This is a genomic window from Megasphaera indica, assembly GCF_046614755.1.
GTDB lineage: Bacteria > Bacillota > Negativicutes > Veillonellales > Megasphaeraceae > Megasphaera > Megasphaera intestinihominis.
Genome location: NZ_JBKKJR010000002.1, coordinates 137,190 through 158,237, shown reverse-complemented (window position 1 = coordinate 158,237; position 21,048 = coordinate 137,190). Strand labels below are relative to the sequence as shown.

The window sequence follows — 21,048 nt, the reverse complement described above, 5'->3', positions numbered from 1 at the left end:
GAGGCGTATGTATGTTAACCATCCATGAACTGCATGAAAAACTGGTCAACGGCGACGTATCGGCTGTCGAATTGACCAAGGCTTTTCTTGCACATAAAGATACAGTAGAACCGAAAGTACAGGCATTTTTATCGGATAACCGCGACTATGCCCTGGAAGCGGCTGCCGCTGTCGATGCCAAAATCGCAGCCGGTGAAGCCATCAGTGACCTCGCCGGGATTCCCGGTGCCATCAAGGACAACATCTGCATTAAAGGCCAGAAGGCTACGTGTGCATCGAAGATGCTGGAAAATTTCAAATCGCCGTACAATGCGACGGTCATCGAAAAATTGATGGCTGCTGATTATGTCAGCCTGGGCAAGACCAATATGGACGAATTCGCCATGGGCAGTTCGACAGAAAACTCGGCTTTTCAGCTGACTCATAACCCGTGGAACCTCGATTGCGTCCCCGGCGGTTCGTCCGGCGGTTCGGCGGCCGCTGTCGCTTCGGGCGAAACGGTCTGGGCCCTCGGCTCGGATACAGGCGGATCCGTCCGTCAGCCGGCTTCGTACTGCGGTGTCGTCGGCCTCAAACCGACATACGGCCTCATTTCCCGTTATGGCCTCATCGCCTTTGCGTCGTCCCTGGACCAGATCGGTACTTTCACCAACGACGTGGCTGACTGCGCCATCGTCCTCAATGCCATCGCCGGTCACGATGCCAAGGACTCGACGTCCATTCCCCAGGCTGAAAAAGATTACAAACAGGCCCTGGTCAATGACGTCAAGGGCATGAAAATCGGCGTCCCGGAAGAATTCTTCGGCGAAGGCCTCGATGCTGACTGCCGCAAGGCCCTGGAAGACGCTATCGAAACGTATAAGAAACTCGGTGCCGAAATCGTACCGGTCAGCATGCCCCACATGAAATACGGCATCGCCGCTTACTATATCATCGCGCCGGCCGAAGCCAGCTCCAACCTGGCCCGTTATGACGGCGTCGGCTTTGGCATGCGCGTCGACGGCAAGGATATCGTCGACATGTACATCAAGACCCGTACGGAAGGCTTTGGCGACGAAGTCAAACGCCGTATCCTCCTCGGGACCTACGTCCTCAGCTCGGGCTATTACGACGCTTATTATCTGCGGGCCATGAAAGTCCGTACTCTGATCAAACAGGACTACGACGAAGCCCTGAAGAAATGCGACGTCCTGCTCACGCCGACGGCACCGGATACGGCCTTCAAAATCGGCCAGAACAGCGACAATCCGCTGGCTATGTACCTCGGCGACGTCTGCACGGTCACGTTGAACCTGGCCGGCCTGCCGGGCCTCAGCATTCCCTGCGGCTATAAGAACGGCCTGCCCATCGGCATGCAGCTCATCGGCAAGGCCCTGGACGAAGCAACGCTGCTTCGCGTGGCCTATACGTTTGAACAGAATCGGACGGACCTTCGCAAGCCGTCGCCCATGGGGGAGGTTGAACTTTAATGAAATACGAATCCGTTATCGGCTTGGAAGTCCATGTCGAATTAAAAACGAAAACCAAGATTTTCTGCGGCTGCAGCACGGAATTCGGCGCCGAACCGAATACCCACGTCTGCCCGGTCTGCTTAGGCCTGCCCGGCGTCCTGCCCGTACTCAATAAAGAAGTATTGCATTATGCCGTCAAAGCCGGCCTGGCCCTGCATTGCGACATCCTGCCGTTCAGCAAATTCGACCGCAAGAACTACTACTATCCCGATTTGCCGAAGAACTTCCAGACGTCCCAGTTCGACCTGCCGATTTGCAAAGGCGGTTACATCGACATCGATGTCGACGGCAAACAGCGCCGTATCCATTTGACCCGTATCCATATGGAAGAAGACGCAGGCAAGCTCGTCCACAGCGGCGGCAGCATTGCCAACTCTGATTCGACCAGCGTCGACTATAACCGTACGGGCGTACCGCTCCTGGAAATCGTCGGCGAACCGGAACTGCGCAGCGGTGCCGAAGCCAGAGCGTATCTGGAAAAACTGCGCTCCATCATGCAGTACCTCGGCGTTTCCGACTGCCGCCTCGAAGAAGGCAGTATGCGCTGTGACGCCAATATCTCCGTCCGTCCCGTCGGTTCGGATAAATTGGGGACCAAGACGGAAATCAAGAACATCAACTCCTTCAGCGCCGTCCAGAAGGGGATTGAATACGAAGCCGTCCGCCAGGCTCAGATCCTCGACGAAGGCGGTACGATCCAGCAGGCTACGCGCGGCTGGGATGAAGCCAAGGGCATTACCATCCTCCAGCGCGTCAAAGAAGGGGACAGCGATTACCGTTACTTCCCGGAACCGGACCTCATTCCTATCGAAGTGTCGCCGGAATACATCGAACAGGTCCGCCAGGAACTGCCGGAAATGCCCGATGCCCGCTGCCAGCGCTTCCAGGATGAATTGGGCTTGTCCGAATACGACGCCAATTTGCTGACCCTGGAAAAACAGACAGCCGATTACTTTGAAGCCGTCGTCAAAGAAGGCGTCGATGCCAAAGAAGCAGCCAACTGGATGCTCGGCGAATTCGCCAAGAAACTGAACGAAGAAAACATCGACATTTCCGCTTCGCCAGTCAAACCGGCTGACCTGGCTGGCCTCTTGAAACTCATCGCTAAAGGGACCATCTCCGGCAAGATCGCCAAGAAAGTCCTGCCGGAAATGTGGAAGTCCGGCAAAGCAGCCGACGTCGTCGTCAAAGAACAGGGTCTGGTCCAGATTACCGATACAGGTGCCCTGGAAGACATGGTCAAAAAAGTCATCGCTGCCAACCCGCAGTCCGTCGCCGACTACAAAGCCGGCAAGAAGAAAGCCATCGGCTTCCTCGTCGGCCAGATCATGAAAGAAACAAAAGGCCGGGCCAACCCCGGCGTCGTCAACCAGCTGTTGACCAAGAATTTACAGTAAAAGATAGTTTGCAGCTAAAAAGGGACATCGCATGAAGGCCTATGCCATCATGCGATGTCCCTTTCTCTTTATAGTTTGTAGTACAGATTTTGTAGTTTTCAGAGAAAAACTTTAAATTTAAAGCCATCCACTAACAACTTAAAAGAGCTTGTCGTCGTGCGACAAGCTCTTTTTTATATCATTCTTCCGGATGAAGCAGTTTATGGATGGCCGTGCTGGTCGGCAGGGTTTCCGTTTCTTCGCCGTCTGTCGTATAGAGCAGGGGCGCACCGAAGGTCTGGCCCTGGAGCATGGCTTCTTTGGCGATTTTGCCGATAGGATGTGGGATGACCGTTGCGTCGTGGTGGGCTTCGTGGAAGGCTTTAGCTGCATCTTCCAGGGCCTGGATATCTTCTTTCGTCTGGACGGGGACAGCCAGTTCAAAGGTCTTGGCTTCCAGGTCCCAGCGGCTTTCCATCTTCTGGACGAGTTCATCGGCTTTGGCGCCTTGGTCAGCGCGGATGACGATGATGGGGACACTGCCCAGGTCGACGGCCTGACCGGCGATGTCGTCGATGTCATCTTCGTCGAGGCTGCCTTCGATTTTGACGGCGTCGATGAGGGCCGAACGAATGGCAAAGCGCAGGATCGTCGCGTAGTCGTTATCGGTCTGGTACATTTCCGGCAGCTTGCGCTTATCGCACGAGAAGAGGACCGACGGCTGTTCGGCATCACGGGCAATGAACAGCAGGGCGTTCCAGAGCTGGGACAAATTGATGGTCCCGTTGAAACAGCCGGCATCAAAGGCAATCATATCGTAAGGTTTCTTTAAGATTTCGTCGATTCGGTCCTGCAAATCTTCGATAGTTTCACATTCCAAGGGAACGGCGATGAAGGGATGGTCCGATTCAAAATGAATACTCATTGCACTAGGCATATATTATTACCTCCTAAGTCGTATTATCTTTATTGTACTCGGAATATGACTTGTTGGCAATGGTTATAAAAAAACGTTGACAAATCATCTCGTTTCTTGTATAATGTTTTTTGTTGGCGGGGCATAGCGCAGTTTGGTAGCGCACCTGGCTTGGGACCAGGGGGTCGCAGGTTCAAATCCTGCTGCTCCGACCATTACCGACCGATGCGGGTGTAGCTCAGTGGTAGAGCGCCAGCCTTCCAAGCTGGTTATGTGGGTTCGATTCCCATCACCCGCTCCATTTTTTGAGACTCAGTAGCTCAGCTGGATAGAGCAACAGCCTTCTAAGCTGTGGGTCTAGGGTTCGAATCCCTACTGGGTCACCACTTACTTGCGCCTATAGCTCAGGGGATAGAGCACCGGTCTCCGGAACCGGGTGCGAAGGTTCGAATCCTTCTAGGCGCACCATCTTTGACTTGTTAGAACCCCGCATAATGACTGGGGTTTCGGGTATAGGAAGGTTCTCACAGAACGCATACTGTATGGCAATATAGTTCGTGAAAACCGTGATACGATGGATGAAAGTCTGGAAAATTTCAGACATTTGTCCATCGTCTTTTTTTTGCTTGTAAACTTTTTCTAAATAATATTCGATGAATTCTTCTGAAATGATTACCTCGATTCTTTTCGATTCGTAATCAGGAAAGTCCTAACGAAATAAAAAAGACCTAACTTTTCCTTTCTCAGAGTAACGGAGAGCACGACTAAAATCAAGAAGGCCTACGCCCTGTTCGGGGCTTTGACGCATCCGGGAAAAGATAAATAAGGAGCGGGAAACATACACATGTGTATAATTGTATAATATGATATACTATACACATGTATAGGATGGAAGGAAAGGAGGATGCACGATGGCTATTGAAAAAGTAAGAGAGTATACCTTACAATCCAAGGATATCCCCTTAATCGACTTTTCGCTGTACAAGAAAGAACAAGTCATCAACTATACGCAGAATACGACCTATCGGATCCATATAGACAAGATTTATGAAGAAAATGCCGCCTTATGGCCGAAATCCTTCTCTATGGAAAAAACGGTCACAGAACAACAGCTGTACCGATGGATCCAGAAACGAAAGGCTCCGAAGAACCGGCAGTTCGTCGAAAACATCCTAAGCTCCATCAACGACGACCAGAACCCGTTGCGATATGCCGATGTAACGCAGGCTTTGTCGGTAAATGATGCTTATTGGATCACCGCCAAGGATTTCCCGCAAAAATGGGCGGATTGTAACTTATACGACCATCCGTTCAACGAACGGCTGGCGATGGTAGCTTTCACTGGCTACAGCGTCAAAGTTCCAGGCATTATCACCACGCCGGAAACCACTTCCAGCGGGGCCCTGAAAAAATGCTGGACCAGGCGGAAAGGGGATATTTACCTCATGAAGGGCGATGACTTCATGCCCCGGTCGGATGGCCGTACGCAGGCCTCCCTCGAATGGTATGCGGCGCAAGTGGCGCAAATCATGAAGATTCCCCACGTAGACTACCAGCTGGAAAAATACACCCATTCAGATGGCGTCCAGGAAACCGTCAGTCTGTGTAAACTGTTCACCAGTGCCAAGGAAGGATACGTAGACGCCTATACCTATTTCTCCTGTAAGGGGCTGGATATGCAGGAATTAGACGACAGCGATTTGGAAAATCAGGTCAAAATGGCGGATATTTATGGGCAGAAGGAGTACGCGGACATGATGGTCCTCGACAGCCTGATCTGTAATAAAGACCGGCATTTTGCAAATTTCGGCTACCTGGTAGACAATGACACCGGTCAATTCCTTAGGTCCGCTCCGATTTTCGATAATGGCCGATCACTCTTGTATGACGCCAGCAGCTACGATTTAGCCCATCTGGACGAATATATGCAGGGGGCTGGCGGCCAGGGAGCATCCCTTCGGTTCGATACGCAGGCCAAGCTGTTTGTAGAGAAACGGCATAGGGAAGGACTGCGGAAATTAGCCGCTTTTTCTTTCGAAAACCATCCGACTTGTCCGTTGCCGCCTAAAACCTTGCAGTACCTGACGGCCTTTGTCCGGAAACGGGCACAACGGGTCATGGCCTTGTATAAGGAAAAAGAACAAGAGAAAAAGCGGTTCCAGCAAAAACGACATATTCTGTCTCCTAAAAAGGATTCCAGCCAGTCGTTCGGACGATAAAGTCAAATAAAACACAAAAATAGCCGCTCCGGATCCCCATCTTGAGTGGCTATTTTTGCAACTAATATTTGGGGCCGACCGTCTATCGGCAGGACCTCTTTCACATTCACTATACCGTTATTTCAGCCCTTTCGTCAAGCGGACTGCCTAGCAAAGCGTTGCTGTTGAGCCTGCTTTTCTTGACGAACCGGGTGTTTTTTTCGTCTAATGAGCATAGAAGAAGGTGCTGCCAATCGGTCAGCCCCAAGATAAGTTGAAATAATCGCCTACAGTTGGAGCTACGGGCGATTATTTTTTATACAAAAACCGCAATCTTAGTATAAAAAAAGGTACACAAAACAGACCGGCATCCAGTCGGCAAAAAAACGTGTACCTTGGCTATGTATATAGTTATTCAAGCACTCTTTTCACTTTTTTTAAGGAATAAAGGTATGTCCCGAAATTGCCGGATTGCAGCTTGTGATGTAAGGTCAAGACATTGTGGGCCATTGCCAGTATGATGCTGGTTGCATGCTGGGGAGCGGGTTTCCCTTCCAGCAGATATTGGAAATTCAAATCTCTCCGGCAGGCTGATTCGATACGGCTGGAACTGAAAATCTGGTTCATGCCGGCATAAATGACGATGGCCAGTAACTGGCGTGGTGAAGCCTGATTTTTCTTGATACGAGAATACGTATGGTACAGTGGTGATAAATCCATCCTTTCTATGAGCAGCTTCACTAACCGCACGGGATCGTCATCTGGAATCTGGAATGAAATATTTAAGGGAAGTGACAGTTGATAAGGCGCTTCCCATATTGTATAATTGACATGCGTATTTAGTGTCTTCATAACTCTATTTTACGCGCAATCCCGGGCTTTTTACAGTCCGGGATTTGTTTTTTTTTTTCAGATTTTTTGTTCAGCCCTAATGGATACGGCTGCCTGGCCCCTGGTGGGTGACATTGCGGGAACGTCCTCGGTCCGGCACGGTCCGGGTAGGCCGTGCCGGATGCCGTGCGTGCTATTTGCGTCTGGCGTGCTGCTTTGTTTGAGCGCAGCGAGTTTCAGCACGCCAGCAAATGGCACTCTCGGCAAGAGGAGTGGAGCACGCGAACCCGCCAGGGGTCAGGTGGCCGATGCCAACCTCTTTCGAAGAATCCCTCAGACCGCCTTTGGGCGCTCCTGCGCCTGATTTCCAGAGTTTATTGCGGCAAAGCCGCTCCTGAGTCCGAGCAAACAGTCCCCGAAAAATGACCATAAAGCGATGATATTTTTGCATACAGAAAAAGAGCCTGTGCACGATTACGTGCGACAGGCCCTTTTCTATATCTTACACTAAACCTTGTTCAATCATGACGTCGGCGACTTTCATGAAGGCCGTGATGTTGGCACCGGCGACGTAGTTGTCGGGGACGCCGTATTTTGCGGCGTTGTCACGGGATTCTTCAAAGATGTTGCGCATAATGTCTTTGAGGGTAGCGTCGACTTTTTCAAAGGGCCAGGACAGGCGTTCCGAGTTCTGGGCCATTTCCAGGGCCGATACGGCGACGCCGCCGGCATTTGCGGCTTTGGCCGGCGCAAAGAGGACGCCGTGTTCCTGGAAGTAAGCCATAGCGTCGAGGGTCGACGGCATGTTGGCGCCTTCGCCGATGGCTTTTACGCCGTTCTGGACGAGAGTTTTAGCCGATTCCAGGTCGATTTCGCCCTGTGTAGCGCAGGGGAGGGCGATGAAGGCCGGGATTTTCCACATATCACGGCTGTTTTCGTGGTATTCTGCATCCGGGTGGGTTTCGATGTATTCTTTGATGCGGCCGCGGCGGACTTCTTTGATGTCCTTGACAGCTGCGACATCGATGCCATTGGCGTCATAGATATAGCCGTTGGAGTCGGAGCAGGTGACGACTTTGGCACCCAGGGCCTGGGCTTTTTCGATGGCATAGATGGCGACGTTGCCCGAACCGGAAACGATGACCGTCTTGCCTTTGATGTCGATGTTCTTGTTGTCCAGCATATCTTTGACGAAATAGAGGAGACCATAGCCGGTAGCTTCTGTACGGGCGAAGCTTCCGCCGTAATCAATGCCTTTGCCTGTGAGTACGCCGGCATCGAAGGCGTCCTGGATGCGTTTGTACTGGCCATAGAGGAAGCCGATTTCACGGGCGCCGACGCCGATGTCGCCAGCCGGTACGTCGATGTTGGGGCCGATGTGGCGGCACAGTTCGGTCATGAAGCTCTGGCAGAAATGCATGACTTCCCGGTCCGATTTGCCTTTCGGGTCGAAGTCCGAGCCGCCTTTGCCGCCGCCGATGGGAAGGCCGGTCAGGGCGTTCTTGAAGATCTGTTCAAAAGCCAGGAACTTCAAGATGCTCAGGTTGACGCTCTTGTGGAAGCGCAGGCCGCCTTTGTAAGGGCCGATGGCGCTGTTGGCCTGGACGCGGTAGCCGCGGTTGACGTGGAAGACGCCGTTGTCATCTTCCCAGGGGACGCGGAAAATGATGACGCGTTCCGGTTCGATGATGCGTTCCAGGATGTGGTGCTGTTTATATTTCGGTTCCTTTTCCAGCATGGGCACGAGGGACGTCAGTACTTCGCGGGCTGCGTTCTGGAATTCCGTCTGTTCAGGGTCACGGCGCTGGATGATGGCCAGCACGTCTTCTACATACTGCTGCATTTCTGTCATAATGGATTCTCCTTTGAATGGATATTTTATTGTAATGAGGTAGTCGATAGATGCGTCGTAATGACTTTTTTGCATCCGTTGGAGCTATTATAGAAAAGATTTTAGAAAATGTAAACAAAAACTTAAAAAATTAGTAATAGATATTTCAAAACGATAAAATTCAAAAATCGAATAATTAATTCGGCATGACTGGCAGGGGCCGGAGAAGCGTAGTATAATAGGGAAGATGTTTAAGGAAAGGAAGTGCATGTATGGAAACATGGCTTGATCTGCATATGCATACGAAATATAGTATGGATGGCCAATTCGAGCCGGCCGACTTGATGCGCCAATGCGCCGATGCCGGCGTGACGACCGTTGCCGTGACCGACCACGATTCGGCCCGGGCTATCCCGGAAGCGCGGCAGGAAGCGGCCCGGCTGGGCTTGAACCTGGTGCCGGGCATCGAAATCAGCTGCCAGTATAAAGGGAAGAATTTCCACCTTCTCGGCTATGGCATCCATGCCGAGGACCCTGTTTTTGCGGCCATTGAAAAGGATGTATACGGCCAGCGCCGGGCGATTTCAGAAAAGGTCCTCGACGCCGTCGAAGCCCTGGGCATCGTCCTCGACCGGCCGGCTATCTGGAAGCTCTGCAGCGGCGATGCCGTTGCGTCCGTCCATATCGCCCGCGTCGCCCTGGCGGACCCGCGCAATGCGGATTGTCCCGTCCTGGCACCGTACCGGCCGGGTGGGGCGCGGAGCGACGCGCCATACGTCAACTTTGGCTGGGATATCTGCGGCCAGAGAGGCCCGGCTTTCGTGCCCATGACCTTCATGGATTTTGTCAAAGCCGTTGCCATCATCCACGACTACGGCGGTGTCGCCGTGCTGGCCCATCCCGGTGCCAATATGAAGCAGAACCGGCCACTGACGGAAGAGCTCATCGCTACGGGACTCGATGGCATCGAAGCCTATTGCAGCTATCACGACGAAGGGACGAGTGCTTTTTACCGTCGCATTGCCGATGACTATGGCCTGATGGCGACCTTGGGCAGCGATTACCACGGCCGGGCCAAGCCGCACATCCGGCTCGGGACGTACGGCCATCCGGAACCGCAGGCCCTGTGGGACCGGCTCTGCCAGAAAATCAAACAACAACATGGGGAAGTGTATGTATCGTGAAAACGAAAAAAATGATATCTGCCTTGGCCTTGACCCTTTGTCTGGCCCTGGGCATGACGACAGGTTCTTTGGCGAGTGCTGCCGACAATGAAGGCGCAGCCTATACGACGGGCGTCGCCAGTGTCGACCAGCACATGGATGCCGTAGCCAGGGCCAAGGCCAAAGCCGCTAAGGCTGCCAAGAAGGCAGGGAAGACGAAAAAAGACCAGGCCGGCAAGACGGCGCCTGTATCGTCCCAGCCAGCCGCTGCAGCCAGCACAGCCGCCAAGCCCGCAGTCATCGGCAATGTCCCGCGGTCGGCGAAACCCGCCGGAGCCCGCGGCGTCATGCGCAACTATAATCCTGTGACCGATGCGGCACCGGCCGAACCGATGGCCATCAAGGAAACGCATTTCCAGTTCCGCGAAACGCTGCTCCTGCGGCCGAAGACGGACATGGTCGTCATCCATCACGTCGGTATCCCCGATGGCGATACGTCGGCAGCGGCTATCCATCGCGCCCATCTGGCCAACGGCTGGGCCGGTATCGGTTACCATTACGTCATCCGCAAAGACGGGACCATTGAACGGGGCCGCCCGCTGGCTACGGTCGGTGCTCATGCCGAAGGGCAGAACTACCATACCGTCGGCATCAATGTGACGGGCAATTTTGAAAAGGAAATCCCCACGCCGGCCCAGATCCACTCCCTGGAAGGACTGGTCGCCTGGATCTGCAAGATTTACAGCATCGTGCCGGGTCCGTCTACCATCGTAGGCCATCGCGACGTCAACAGTACGGACTGCCCGGGCCGCAACCTCTACAGCCTGCTGCCGCAGATCCGCAAGGATGTCGCCCAGAAGATGAACGGTATGGATTCGTCTTATGAAGATAAGCTGAAGAAGACGAATTTCCTCAAGATGAGCCGGAAAGAACGGGAAGCCATCATCATGCAGGGCGCGTCGGTCTTCTAATCGCTACTGGCAGGGGCCAGTGAACTATGATATAATTAAATAGTTGCAGTTGAATCACGATAAGGGCTGCGCATGGACCGCCTTGTTTTCCAGGGCTTCATGCGACAGCCCCAATTTGTCATGAGGTAAAAACGATATGAAGCAATTCTTTCAATGGATGAATCAAGATGAAAATATCCGCTCTGCCGTGGCTGCTTTTTCCCAGCCCGGCTGTCATAGTATCTACGGCCTCAGCGGTTCCGTCAAGAGCGCCCTCGTCGCCAAGGCCCTGACGGAAAAGCCGGGGCAGGCCGTCCTCGTCGTCCCGTCGCGGGAACAGGCTGCGGCCTGGATGGCGGACCTGGCCTTTTTGGTACCGGACCTGCCAGTCCTGGATTTCCCTGTCGTCGACAAGGCCGTCTTTACGACGACGGCCAAGAGCCTGGACCGGACGGCCCGGCAGATGGAAGCCTTGGGCCGCCTGCGCCAGGGTGACCGGCTCCTGATCCTGGCGGCACCGGAAGAAGCGGCCCAGTACGTCATGGCGCCGCAGCGCATCGATGCCGCCGCTATCGACGTGGCCATCCATCAGGACTACGACCGCGACGAATTGTTGCAGCACCTCGTCGACGCCGGCTATGAACGGGTCGACATGGTCGAACGGCGCGGTCATTTTTCCGTCCGCGGCGACATCGTCGATATTTATGCCGTCAATGAACCGCAGCCCCTGCGCCTGGAGTTCTTCGGCGACGAACTGGACAGCCTGCGCACGTTCGATACAGACAGCCAGAAATCCCAGGACCAGCGGGAAAAGGCCCGCATTCTGCCCATTTCCCTGACTGTCCAGGATGACGAGACATATACGCTTCTGGACTATGCCGAACAGGGCGTCATCATCTGGGATGAACCGAACCGCATCCGCGAAGGCCTGAAGAAGGTCCTCAAGGAGTCCGACGACTATAAGGGCCGCCTGGCGTCCTGGAAAAATCTGGTCACAGCCCAGCACCCGGGGCCGCAGCTCATCTTGTCGCTCATGGCCCAGTCCGTGCCGGATATGATGATAGACACGTCGGCAAGCTTTGCCGCCAAGATGATGGCCAGTTTCCAGAAGCAGTTCAACCTCCTGGAAGAAGAAGTGGACCATTGGCGGGACCTGGGGAATACGATCCTCTTCGTCATCAACAGCCGCGACCGGCGGGCTTCGCTCCAGGCCTGGATGAAGCAGCATGAGCTGCCGTTCTGGGATTATGACGATGACCAGAGTACGCCAGGCGGCGTCTACGTCGTCGAAGGGGAAATCCACGACGGCTTCGAGCTGCCTTATGCCAAAATCGTCGTCGTCGCCGAACGGGATGTCTTCGGCACCCAGAAGCGGCGCCTGCGCCATCATACCGCCAAAGGCCAGGAAATCAACGTCTTTACGGACCTCAAGCCCGGCGATTACGTCGTCCACGAAGTCCACGGCATCGGCCGCTACATCGGCATCAAGACCATTGAAATGGATGGTGTCCACAAGGATTATCTGGAAATCCACTATGCTGGCAAGGATATCCTCTACGTGCCGACGGACCAGTTGTCCTTGTTGCAGCGCTATATCGGCAACGAAGGGGATACGCCGAAATTACAGAAAATGGGTGGTTCCGACTGGCAGAAGACGCGGGCCAAGGCCCAGAAGTCCATTACCGACCTGGCAGAAAAACTCGTCGCCCTCTATGCCAAGCGGGAAGTCGTCCAGGGCTATGCCTTTCCGCCGGATACGCCGTTCCAGAAGGAATTTGAAGAAGCCTTTCCTTATGAAGAAACGGAAGATCAGCTGAAAGCCGTCCGCGACATCAAGGCCAGCATGGAACGGCCGACGCCCATGGACTGCCTGGTCTGCGGCGACGTCGGCTTCGGCAAGACCGAAGTGGCCATGCGGGCCATCTTCAAAACCGTCACAGCCGGCAAGCAGGTCGCCGTCCTGGTGCCGACGACGGTCTTGTCGCAGCAGCATTTCCAGACCTTTATGGAACGCTTCGGTCCCTTCGGCGTCCACGTCGACGTCCTCAACCGCTTCCGCTCGTATAAAGAAAAGAAAGATATCCTGGCCCGGACCCTGACCGGCGATATCGACGTCCTCATCGGGACCCACAGCCTGCTCAACAAGAAGGTCAAGTTCAAGGACCTGGGCCTCCTGGTCGTCGATGAAGAACAGCGCTTCGGCGTGGCCCAGAAGGAAAAATGGAAGGCCTGGGCGGCCAATATCGACGTCCTGTCCCTGAGCGCCACGCCGATTCCGCGGACGCTGCACATGTCCCTGGTCAACCTGCGGGAAATGTGCGTCATCGAAACGCCGCCGACAGACCGTTTCCCGGTCCAGACCTATGTGACCGAATACGACGCCCGCATCGTCAGCGATGCCATTATGCGCGAAAAACGGCGGGGCGGCCAGGTCTTCTTCGTCTACAACCGCGTTGCGACCATCGAAAAGATGAAAGACGAACTCCAGGCCCTCTTGCCGGATGTGACCATCGGCATCGCCCACGGCCAGATGGCCGGGAGCCTGTTGGAATCGGTCATGTTCGATTTCTATGAAGGCAAATACGACGTCCTCCTCTGTTCGAGCCTGGTCGAAAACGGCCTGGACGTAGCCAATGCCAATACCATCATCATTTACGACGCCGACCACTTCGGCCTGTCCCAGCTCTATCAGATGCGCGGCCGCGTCGGTCGGAGCCATCGCATGGCCTATGCCTATTTCCTCTACCGCCGCGACAAGGTCCTGTCGGAAGTCGCCGAAAAACGCTTGCAGGCCATCAAGGAATTCACCGAACTCGGCTCGGGCTTCAAGATTGCCATGCGTGACCTGGAAATCCGCGGCGCCGGCAACCTCCTGGGCCGGGAACAGCACGGCAATATCGCCAGCGTCGGCTTTGCCATGTACTGCCATATGCTGGAAGATGCCATTGCCAAGGCTCAGAACGGCAAGGAAGCAGCGCCGCCGCCACCGGAAACGGTCATGGAAATCCACGTCGACGCCTTCATCGACGACGACTATATCCAGAACGGCGGCCAGAAAATCGAAATGTACCAGCGCCTGGCCGTCTTATCGTCGAAAGAAGAACTGGCCGACCTGCGCCGGGAACTGGCCGACCGCTACGGCAAGCCCAGCCAGCCCGTAGAGAAACTGCTGCAGGTCACGGAAACGCGCCTCGACGCCAAAGCCCAAGGATTGGTCCTCATCGCTCAGAAGAAAGACGTCCTGGAATTGAAGTGGCAGCGCGTCGCCGATATGCCCGACCTTTCCAAGCTGGAACCGTCCCTGCGCCGCCGTTTCCGCCTGGTGCCCAACATGCCCGTCATGGTCCGCGTCTCCCTGGCTGGGATTTCCGACGTCCTGGCCTTTATCCAGACGCTGCTGGTGGCCTTTTCATCATTGAGAAAGGGGAATTCCCTTGAGTAAGAACTCCTTTTTACGGGGCGCCATGGTCCTCACCGTGGCCGGTATCGTCGTCAAAATCCTGGGCGGGCTGAACCGTATCTTCTTGTCGCGCCTCTTGGGGGGCGAAGGCATCGGCCTGTACCAGATGGCTTATCCCGTCTATATCCTGCTCCTGAGCATTATCGGCGCCGGGATTCCCATTGCCGTGTCCATCATGATCGCTGAGGAAGCGGCCAAAGGCCATTACAGCGGCGTTCGCCGTATCTTTCATGTGACCCTGGCCTTCATGACCGTCGTCGCCGTCGTCTGCGGCCTGGCCCTGCCTTTTGGCGCCCATGGCCTGGTCGAAATGGGCATCGTCCGCGATAGCCGGGCCTTTCCGGCCCTGGCCGTCCTGGCGCCGGCCCTGAGCCTGTCGGTCATCGCCTGCTGTTTCCGCGGCTATTTCCAGGGCCTGCAGCTCATGACGCCGACTGCGCTGTCCCAGATGGCAGACCAGTTCGTCCGGGTCTGCACCATGCTCGTCCTGGCCTGGATTCTCTTGCCCAAAGGCCTGGAATGGGCCGCTGCCGGTGCCGCTTTCGGCGCCGTCCCGGGGGCGGCGGCAGGGCTGGTACTCATCGCTTTCCTGTATTACCGTCACAGCCGCCATCCCATGCCCGATGACGACGGCGTTTTCGTCATCCAGTCGCCGCGGCGCATCATCCGCCGGCTCATCGTCCTGGCCGTGCCCGTAGCGGCGGCCAACATGCTCCTGCCGGCCGTGGCCAGCATCGACTTGTTCATCGTGCCCCTGCGCCTGGAAGCGGCTGGTTACAGCACCCATCAGGCGACGGCCCTTTACGGCTATCTGACGGGCATGGCCAACGGCCTGGTCCAGCTGCCGGCTATCTTGACCATCGCCCTGGCGACGAGCCTCGTCCCGGCCGTATCGGCGGCCTTTTCCCAGCGGAATCGGGACGTCATCCTCGACCGGACCGACACGGCCATGCGCATTGCCAACGTCATCACCGTGCCGGCCTGCCTGGGCCTGGCCGTCCTGGCCGTACCCATTTCCCGGCTCCTCTATGCGACGCCGGCAGCGGGACCGGCCATCTGCGTCCTGTCCATTTCGGTCTTCCTCGTCGGCCTCCAGCAGATCACCAGCGGCCTTTTGCAGGGCATGGGCCATGCGGCCGTCCCACTGTACAACATGGCCGCCGCGGCCGTCGTCAAAATCATCCTCAGCTGGCACTTGACGGCCATTCCCTGGCTGGGCGAAGTCGGCGCCGCCTGGGCGACCAATGCCGATTTGGCCGTCGCTACGGCGCTCAACCTTTACTTTGCCCGTAAATACATTGCCTACCGCGTCCAGTGGGGCTACATCGGGAAACTCTTCCTGGCCGGCGCCGCCATGGCCGGTACGGCCTGGCTCGTCCACCACGCCCTGTTCGTCCTCTTCGGCAACGCCGTGGCCACCATCGCCGCCATCATGGCTGCAGCCCTGGTCTACCTCATCGGCCTCGTCGTCTTCCGGGCCCTCACGGCAGAAGATATCGAAAAGATTCCCGTCGTCGGGAAGAAAGTAAGCCGGCGGATACATTTGTAGGAAAGACGCAGGCCGCAAAAATTACATGGCCTGCGGCCTTGTGCGTAGGGGACGCCTAAAAGGCGTCCCGCTGCGATATTTTATCACAGCCTGTTCTGGTATAATAGCAGGTTTTTACGAACCACGAATCACGAACAACGAGCCACTTATCGTGTATCCAGCTATGCACAGGATTCACGCGGCCTTTTTGGCCCGTCAGGTGCCGACCAGCGGAAGGCGCAAGACGGTTGCCAAAACGGACAGCAGAGGCAGGACGCCTTAACAGGACGTCCCCTACGATGCGGCCTGCAATCTGCAAACTGCGACCGGCAGGGACGTTATCCCAAAAATTCGATGAACGATGAACGACCTACGATGAACGGCTCTAGGCTGCGTCCCTTGCTTTTTCCCGTTCTTTTTGCTATACTGGAAACAGATAGTTGAGCAAATCAACTAATTACTGAAGAAAAGGGGATGCAGCACATGGATTATTTGAAGGCTGGTCATGATTTCAGTGTCATCAACCAGCGTTCCCAAGCCTATGTGGCCGAAGCGTGCCGTCCTTGGAATTTGTCTTATTCAGAACATGTGACGCTCCTGAGTTTGTACAGCCACGATGGCTGCCGGCAGAATGAGCTCTGTCAGGTCATGCAGGCCGATAAGGCCCTGGTGGCCCGGAATCTGAAGACGCTGGAGGCGAAGGGATTCGTCAGCCGGCGCCAGCAGGGGACGGACCGGCGTTACAAGTATCTCTATTTGACGCCCAAGGCCCGGGAGCTGCAGGATACGATGGAAGAGATTTTAAGGAAATGGGTCGACGTCCTCGTCCAGGGCGTCGATGAGGTGACGCTGGGGCCGGCGTTGCAGCTCATGCATCATGTGGCCGACAATGCCGCTGAAGCCGATATTGCTGCCCTTAATCCCACAAAGGAGATGAAGCCATGAAACGCGATTGGAAATATACAGTCCTCGTCATAGCCGTCCTGACGGCCTTGGGCCTGACAGGCTGCGGCCAGCAGACCCAGCAGGCCGAACAGCCCCAGCTGGTCAAGGGCATCCAGGTCGGCAGTGAAACGGCGGGCACGACGGCCGGTACCTATTCGGGGACGGTCAAGGGCCGATACCAGAGTAATTTGTCATTCCAGGCCGGCGGCCGCATTACGGCCCGCAACGTGCAGCTCGGCTCCCAGGTCCATGCCGGAGACGTCCTGATGACGGTCGACCCGAAAGACGTGGCCCAGGCTGTCAATCAGACCCAGGCCCAGGTCGACGCCGCTGCTGCTCAGCTCCAGCTGGCCCAGTCCAATTTAACCCGTTATCAGCAATTATACGATATGGATGCCATCAGCGCGTCCGTCCTGGACCAGTACCAGACGGCTTACGACCAGGCTTCGGCCCAGTATAACCAGGCCTTGGCAGCCCAGCAGGCGCAGGAAAACCAGTTATCCTATACGCAGCTCACGGCCGATGCCGACGGCGTCATCTCAGCCGTATCGGCGGAAGTCGGCCAGGTCGTCGCTGCCGGCCAGACTGTAGTCACCCTGGTCCATTCAGGGGACCTGGAAGTCCAGGTCAATGTACCGGAAAATAAACTGGCTGATTTCCCGGTCGGCAAGAACGTGACCGTCACCTTCTGGGCCCTCCAGAACCAGCAGGCCGCCGGTGTCGTCCGCGAAGTGGCTCCTATGGCCGATGCGGCGTCGCGGACGTACCAGGTCAATATTTCCCTGCCCAATCCGCCGGACGGCATGCAGCTCGGCATGACGGCGACCGTTGCCAACGGAAGTGAACAGGCAGCCGCTGAAGATACCTTCGTCCTGCCGCTGGCCGCCATCTATCAGACCGGCGACACGCCCCAGGTCTGGGTCGTCGGCAAGGATAAGACCTTATCCCTGAAAGACGTGACGGTCCAGGATTTTGGCGATAATACGGTCAAAGTCACGGGCCTCAGCCGCGGCGATGTCGTCGTCACGGCCGGCGTCCATATGCTCAGTGAAGGACAGAAAGTCCGCGTAGAGGGGGAAGATGAATGAGAAATTTATCGGAAGTCTCTATTCACAACCGCGTCCTCGTCTGGTACTTCATCATCCTCGTCGCCATTGCCGGCATCTTTTCCTACATGAAACTGGGCCGCATGGAAGACCCGACGTATACCGTACGGACTATGGTCGTCTCCGTCGCCTGGCCCGGTGCCACGGCGGAACAGATGCAGGAACAGGTGACGGATAAGATCGAAAAGAAACTGCAGGATACGCCGAACCTGGATTACATCAAGAGTTATTCCCGGCCCGGCCAGTCGGTCATCTACGTCTACCTCGACGACAAAGCGCCGCGCGACAGCATCCGCAGCACCTGGCATGAAGTCCGCAATTTGACGGAAGATATGAAGAAAGATTTGCCCGAAGGCGTCTATGGGCCTTATTACAACGACCGTTTCGACGACGTCTACGGTTCTATCTATGCCGTCACCGGCGATGGCTATTCGTATGAAGAATTGCGTCAGAAAGCGGAAAAGATACGCCGCATGATGATGTCCGTCGACGATGTCAGCAAAGTCGAACTCGTCGGCGAACAGTCGGAAAAGGTCTACATCGAAGTGGCCAATTCCAAACTGGCCGAACTGGGCATTGCGCCGACGACCATCGCCAATGCCGTCAAAGGCCAGAACCAGATGACGCCGGCCGGTATGGTCGACACTCAGTCTGACAATGTCTACCTGCGCCTGTCCGGTGTCTTTGAAGACGTCGAAGCCATCCGCAACCTGCCCATCAATGCCAATGGCCGCGTCTTCCGCCTGGGCGATATCGCCACGGTCGAACGGCGCTATACAGAACCGGCGGACCCGAAGATGTTCTATAATGGCAAGCCTGCCGTCGGTATCGCCTTGTCCATGAAGAGCGGCGGCAATAACCTCCAGCTCGGCGAAAACTTGAAGAAGTTGCAGGAAAGCGTCAAATCCGATTTGCCGGCCGGCATGGAAATCCACCAGGTATCGGACCAGCCGCAGGTCGTCAAAGAGTCCATCAGCGACTTTACCAACACCCTGCGTGAAGCCATCATCATCGTCCTCGTCGTCAGCTTCCTCAGCCTGGGACTGCGGACGGGCCTGGTCGTCGCTTTCTGTATCCCACTGGTCCTGACCGGCGTCTTCTGTGTCATGGAAGTAGCCGGCATCGACTTGCATAAGGTTTCCTTAGGTTCCCTGATCATCGCCCTGGGCCTCCTCGTCGACGACGCCATCATTGCCGTCGAAATGATGACGGTCCAGCTGGAGAAGGGCATGAACCGCGTCGATGCGGCCTGCTATGCCTTCAAGGCGACGGCCAAGCCCATGCTGACGGGGACCCTCATTACCTGCTCCGGCTTCATTCCCGTCGCCTTTGCCGATGGGGCAGCGTCAGAATTCTGTAAGGACTTGTTCCCGGTCATCACGGCGGCCCTGGTCCTGTCGTGGATCGTATCGGTCATGGTGGCACCGCTCTTCGGCTATTACCTGATCAAGCCGAAAGTGGCCAAAGGCGAAGAGCCGGAGCCCTTGTATCAGAGCCGGTTCTACGTCTTCTTCCGCAAGGTCCTGACCTGGTGCCTGACCCACCGGGTATTAGTCATCGGCGGGACAGCGGCTATGTTCATCTTGTCCGTCGGCATGATGAAACTCATTCCCCAGGAATTTTTCCCGCCCTCTCTGCGGCCGGAACTCATCGTCGAAATGACCCTGCCTGAAGGCTCGTCCATGCAGGCCACGCAGAAAGAAGCGTCCCGCTTTGCCCAGTATCTGGACAGTCAGCAGGCGAAGCTCAAAGATTATTCGTACTACGTCGGCGAAGGGGCACCGCGTTTCGTCCTGACCATCGAACCGGTCCTGCCGGCCAATAACTACGCCCAGTTCGTCGTCGTCGCCAAGGATACGCAGACGAGGGAAGAATTGACGCAGTCCATTAAACAGGAAATGGCCGACAAGTTCCCCAACGTCCGCTGCAACGTCAAGAACGTGCCCTTAGGGCCGCCGTCGGATTACCCCATCATGCTGCGCGTATCCGGCTACGATACGGATAAGGTCAAAGCTTATGCCCAACAGATTGCGGCGCGCATTGCCAAGGACCCGAATACGGAAAATGTCTTCCTCAACTGGGACCAGAAAAATAAGATCATGCACGTCGACCTGGATCAGAATAAGCTGCGGGCCATGGGCATTTCCGGTGAAGACATTGCCCAGACCTTGTATACGGAACTGTCCGGGGCGACGGTCGCCCAATACTATGCGGCCGACAAGACCATCGGCATCCAGCTGCGCCTCCAGGACAGCGACCGCAATGACCTGGCCAAGATCAAGAGCCTGCCCGTCTACGTAGGCCAGGCCGGTTACGTGCCGCTGGAACAGATTGCCACTATTTCCTATAAAGGCGAAGATGGCCTCATCTGGCGCCGCGATTTGAAACCGACCATCACCATCAACGGCGGTATCAAGTCCGGTACGGCCAACGATGCGACGCAGAAAGCCTACGATTCCATTGCCGATATCCGGGAAAGCATGCCCTTTGGCTATACCGTCGAAGTCGACGGGGCCCTGGAAAACAGCCAGAAGTCCCTGAAGTACCTCCTGGTACCGGTACCGGTCATGGTCATCATTATCATGACCTTGCTCATGTTCCAGCTGCGCAGTCCGTCGCTCATGTTCCTGGCCCTGATTACGGCGCCTATGGGACTCATCGGCGTCTCCTGGGGGATGCTCCTTTTCGGGAAATCCCTGGGCTTCGTCGCCGATTTGGGCATCCTGGCCCTGGGCGGCATGATCATCCGCAACTCCATCATTCTCCTGGACCAGATACAGAAACATATGGCTGCCGGCGAAGACCCATGGCATGCCGTCATCGACTCGGCGGTCATGCGCTTCCGGCCCATCATGCTCACGGCCGCTGCGGCTATCCTGGGCATGATACCCCTCATGCGCAGCGTCTTCTGGGGCCCCCTGGCCGTCGCTATCGCCAGCGGCCTCTTCGTCGCCACCGTCCTGACCCTGCTGGTCTTGCCGACCATGTACGCTACCTGGTTCAAAGTAAAGAGAACGAGTTAGCTTAGTGGCTCGTGGTTCGTGGCTCGTAGGGGCCGTCCTGAAAGGCGGCCCGCAAGGGCTCTCCTTATAGGAGAGCTGTCAGCGAAGCTGACTGAGAGGTTGCTATTAAAAGTTTGCAGTACGGAGTTTGTAGTTTGTAGAAGATAGTTTTAAATTTAAGACCATCCGCTAATCACTAGCCACTTAAAAAGTCCTGTCGCACATGCGGCA

General features: G+C 55.8%; 13 protein-coding genes and 4 tRNA genes. 14 read left to right on the top strand and 3 right to left on the bottom strand.

The window, feature by feature from the left end; genetic code table 11:
• Positions 1–11 precede the first annotated feature (11 nt).
• Positions 12–1,469 (top strand): Asp-tRNA(Asn)/Glu-tRNA(Gln) amidotransferase subunit GatA, encoded by a 1,458-nt coding sequence (gatA, locus tag ACFCTO_RS02270; RefSeq protein WP_292262579.1) that lies wholly within the window; start codon positions 12–14, stop codon positions 1,467–1,469.
• Entirely contained in the window at positions 1,469–2,908 is a 1,440-nt protein-coding gene (gene gatB, locus ACFCTO_RS02265; protein ID WP_020309846.1) for an Asp-tRNA(Asn)/Glu-tRNA(Gln) amidotransferase subunit GatB, read from the top strand. Before gatA ends, gatB begins: the two co-directional genes overlap by 1 nt.
• A gap of 178 nt (positions 2,909–3,086) precedes the next feature.
• Here the strand turns inward: gatB and ACFCTO_RS02260 are convergent, their stop codons facing one another.
• A complete protein-coding gene (locus ACFCTO_RS02260; protein ID WP_499876321.1) occupies positions 3,087–3,824 on the bottom strand; it encodes a type I 3-dehydroquinate dehydratase in 738 nt (245 codons plus the stop codon).
• 117 nt (positions 3,825–3,941) lie between these two features.
• Between ACFCTO_RS02260 and ACFCTO_RS02255 the strand changes: the two genes are divergently transcribed.
• The 5 genes from ACFCTO_RS02255 (at position 3,942) to ACFCTO_RS02235 (ending at position 6,022) form a co-directional block, all read left to right on the top strand.
• Positions 3,942–4,018 (top strand) — tRNA-Pro (locus tag ACFCTO_RS02255).
• A gap of 12 nt (positions 4,019–4,030) precedes the next feature.
• Positions 4,031–4,104 (top strand) — tRNA-Gly (locus ACFCTO_RS02250).
• Positions 4,105–4,112: 8 nt separating this feature from the next.
• Positions 4,113–4,189: transfer RNA gene (locus tag ACFCTO_RS02245), tRNA-Arg, on the top strand.
• Positions 4,190–4,196: 7 nt separating this feature from the next.
• Positions 4,197–4,271 (top strand) — tRNA-Arg (locus tag ACFCTO_RS02240).
• Between the two features lie 443 nt (positions 4,272–4,714).
• Complete coding sequence (locus ACFCTO_RS02235; RefSeq protein WP_499876320.1) at positions 4,715–6,022, top strand: hypothetical protein; 1,308 nt, start codon at positions 4,715–4,717, stop codon at positions 6,020–6,022.
• Between the two features lie 390 nt (positions 6,023–6,412).
• Here ACFCTO_RS02235 and ACFCTO_RS02230 read toward each other — a convergent pair whose 3' ends face one another.
• Together ACFCTO_RS02230 and gdhA are read right to left on the bottom strand one after the other, a co-directional pair.
• Positions 6,413–6,853 carry a transposase gene (locus tag ACFCTO_RS02230; RefSeq protein WP_499876319.1) on the bottom strand — a complete coding sequence of 147 codons (441 nt, stop codon included), beginning with the start codon at positions 6,851–6,853 and terminating at the stop codon, positions 6,413–6,415.
• Between the two features lie 481 nt (positions 6,854–7,334).
• Entirely contained in the window at positions 7,335–8,684 is a 1,350-nt protein-coding gene (gene gdhA / locus ACFCTO_RS02225) for an NADP-specific glutamate dehydrogenase (protein WP_298677120.1), read from the bottom strand.
• Positions 8,685–8,935: 251 nt separating this feature from the next.
• On the opposite strand from gdhA, the gene ACFCTO_RS02220 reads away from it, so the two are divergent.
• From ACFCTO_RS02220 to ACFCTO_RS02190, 7 genes are all read left to right on the top strand, one after another.
• A complete protein-coding gene (locus tag ACFCTO_RS02220) occupies positions 8,936–9,847 on the top strand; it encodes a PHP domain-containing protein (protein ID WP_292302093.1) in 912 nt (303 codons plus the stop codon).
• On the top strand, positions 9,844–10,797 hold the full coding sequence (locus ACFCTO_RS02215) for a peptidoglycan recognition protein family protein (protein ID WP_020311542.1): 954 nt from the start codon (positions 9,844–9,846) through the stop codon (positions 10,795–10,797). The genes ACFCTO_RS02220 and ACFCTO_RS02215 overlap by 4 nt, the downstream gene beginning before the upstream one ends.
• Positions 10,798–10,933: 136 nt before the next feature.
• Complete coding sequence (gene mfd / locus ACFCTO_RS02210) at positions 10,934–14,218, top strand: transcription-repair coupling factor (protein WP_499876318.1); 3,285 nt, start codon at positions 10,934–10,936, stop codon at positions 14,216–14,218.
• The gene (locus tag ACFCTO_RS02205; protein ID WP_292301174.1) at positions 14,211–15,785 is read left to right on the top strand and encodes a putative polysaccharide biosynthesis protein; all 1,575 of its coding nucleotides are present in this window, start codon (positions 14,211–14,213) and stop codon (positions 15,783–15,785) included. Before mfd ends, ACFCTO_RS02205 begins: the two co-directional genes overlap by 8 nt.
• Before the next feature lie 462 nt (positions 15,786–16,247).
• Positions 16,248–16,709 (top strand): MarR family winged helix-turn-helix transcriptional regulator, encoded by a 462-nt coding sequence (locus tag ACFCTO_RS02200; RefSeq protein WP_499876317.1) that lies wholly within the window; start codon positions 16,248–16,250, stop codon positions 16,707–16,709.
• Entirely contained in the window at positions 16,706–17,797 is a 1,092-nt protein-coding gene (locus ACFCTO_RS02195; protein ID WP_499876316.1) for an efflux RND transporter periplasmic adaptor subunit, read from the top strand. Before ACFCTO_RS02200 ends, ACFCTO_RS02195 begins: the two co-directional genes overlap by 4 nt.
• A complete protein-coding gene (locus ACFCTO_RS02190; RefSeq protein ID WP_499876315.1) occupies positions 17,794–20,838 on the top strand; it encodes an efflux RND transporter permease subunit in 3,045 nt (1,014 codons plus the stop codon). Before ACFCTO_RS02195 ends, ACFCTO_RS02190 begins: the two co-directional genes overlap by 4 nt.
• Positions 20,839–21,048: the final 210 nt, after the last annotated feature.

Excerpts from the sequence above, each read along its gene's own strand:
- mfd (WP_499876318.1), top strand. The coding sequence starts at position 10,934 with ATGAAGCAATTCTTTCAATGGATGAATCAAGATGAAAATATCCGCTCT.
- ACFCTO_RS02195 (WP_499876316.1), top strand. The coding sequence starts at position 16,706 with ATGAAACGCGATTGGAAATATACAGTCCTCGTCATAGCCGTCCTGACG.
- ACFCTO_RS02260 (WP_499876321.1), bottom strand. The coding sequence starts at position 3,824 with ATGCCTAGTGCAATGAGTATTCATTTTGAATCGGACCATCCCTTCATC.
- gatB (WP_020309846.1), top strand. The coding sequence starts at position 1,469 with ATGAAATACGAATCCGTTATCGGCTTGGAAGTCCATGTCGAATTAAAA.
- ACFCTO_RS02220 (WP_292302093.1), top strand. The coding sequence starts at position 8,936 with ATGGAAACATGGCTTGATCTGCATATGCATACGAAATATAGTATGGAT.
- ACFCTO_RS02200 (WP_499876317.1), top strand. The coding sequence starts at position 16,248 with ATGGATTATTTGAAGGCTGGTCATGATTTCAGTGTCATCAACCAGCGT.
- ACFCTO_RS02190 (WP_499876315.1), top strand. The coding sequence starts at position 17,794 with ATGAGAAATTTATCGGAAGTCTCTATTCACAACCGCGTCCTCGTCTGG.
- gatA (WP_292262579.1), top strand. The coding sequence starts at position 12 with ATGTTAACCATCCATGAACTGCATGAAAAACTGGTCAACGGCGACGTA.
- gdhA (WP_298677120.1), bottom strand. The coding sequence starts at position 8,684 with ATGACAGAAATGCAGCAGTATGTAGAAGACGTGCTGGCCATCATCCAG.
- ACFCTO_RS02235 (WP_499876320.1), top strand. The coding sequence starts at position 4,715 with ATGGCTATTGAAAAAGTAAGAGAGTATACCTTACAATCCAAGGATATC.
- ACFCTO_RS02230 (WP_499876319.1), bottom strand. The coding sequence starts at position 6,853 with ATGAAGACACTAAATACGCATGTCAATTATACAATATGGGAAGCGCCT.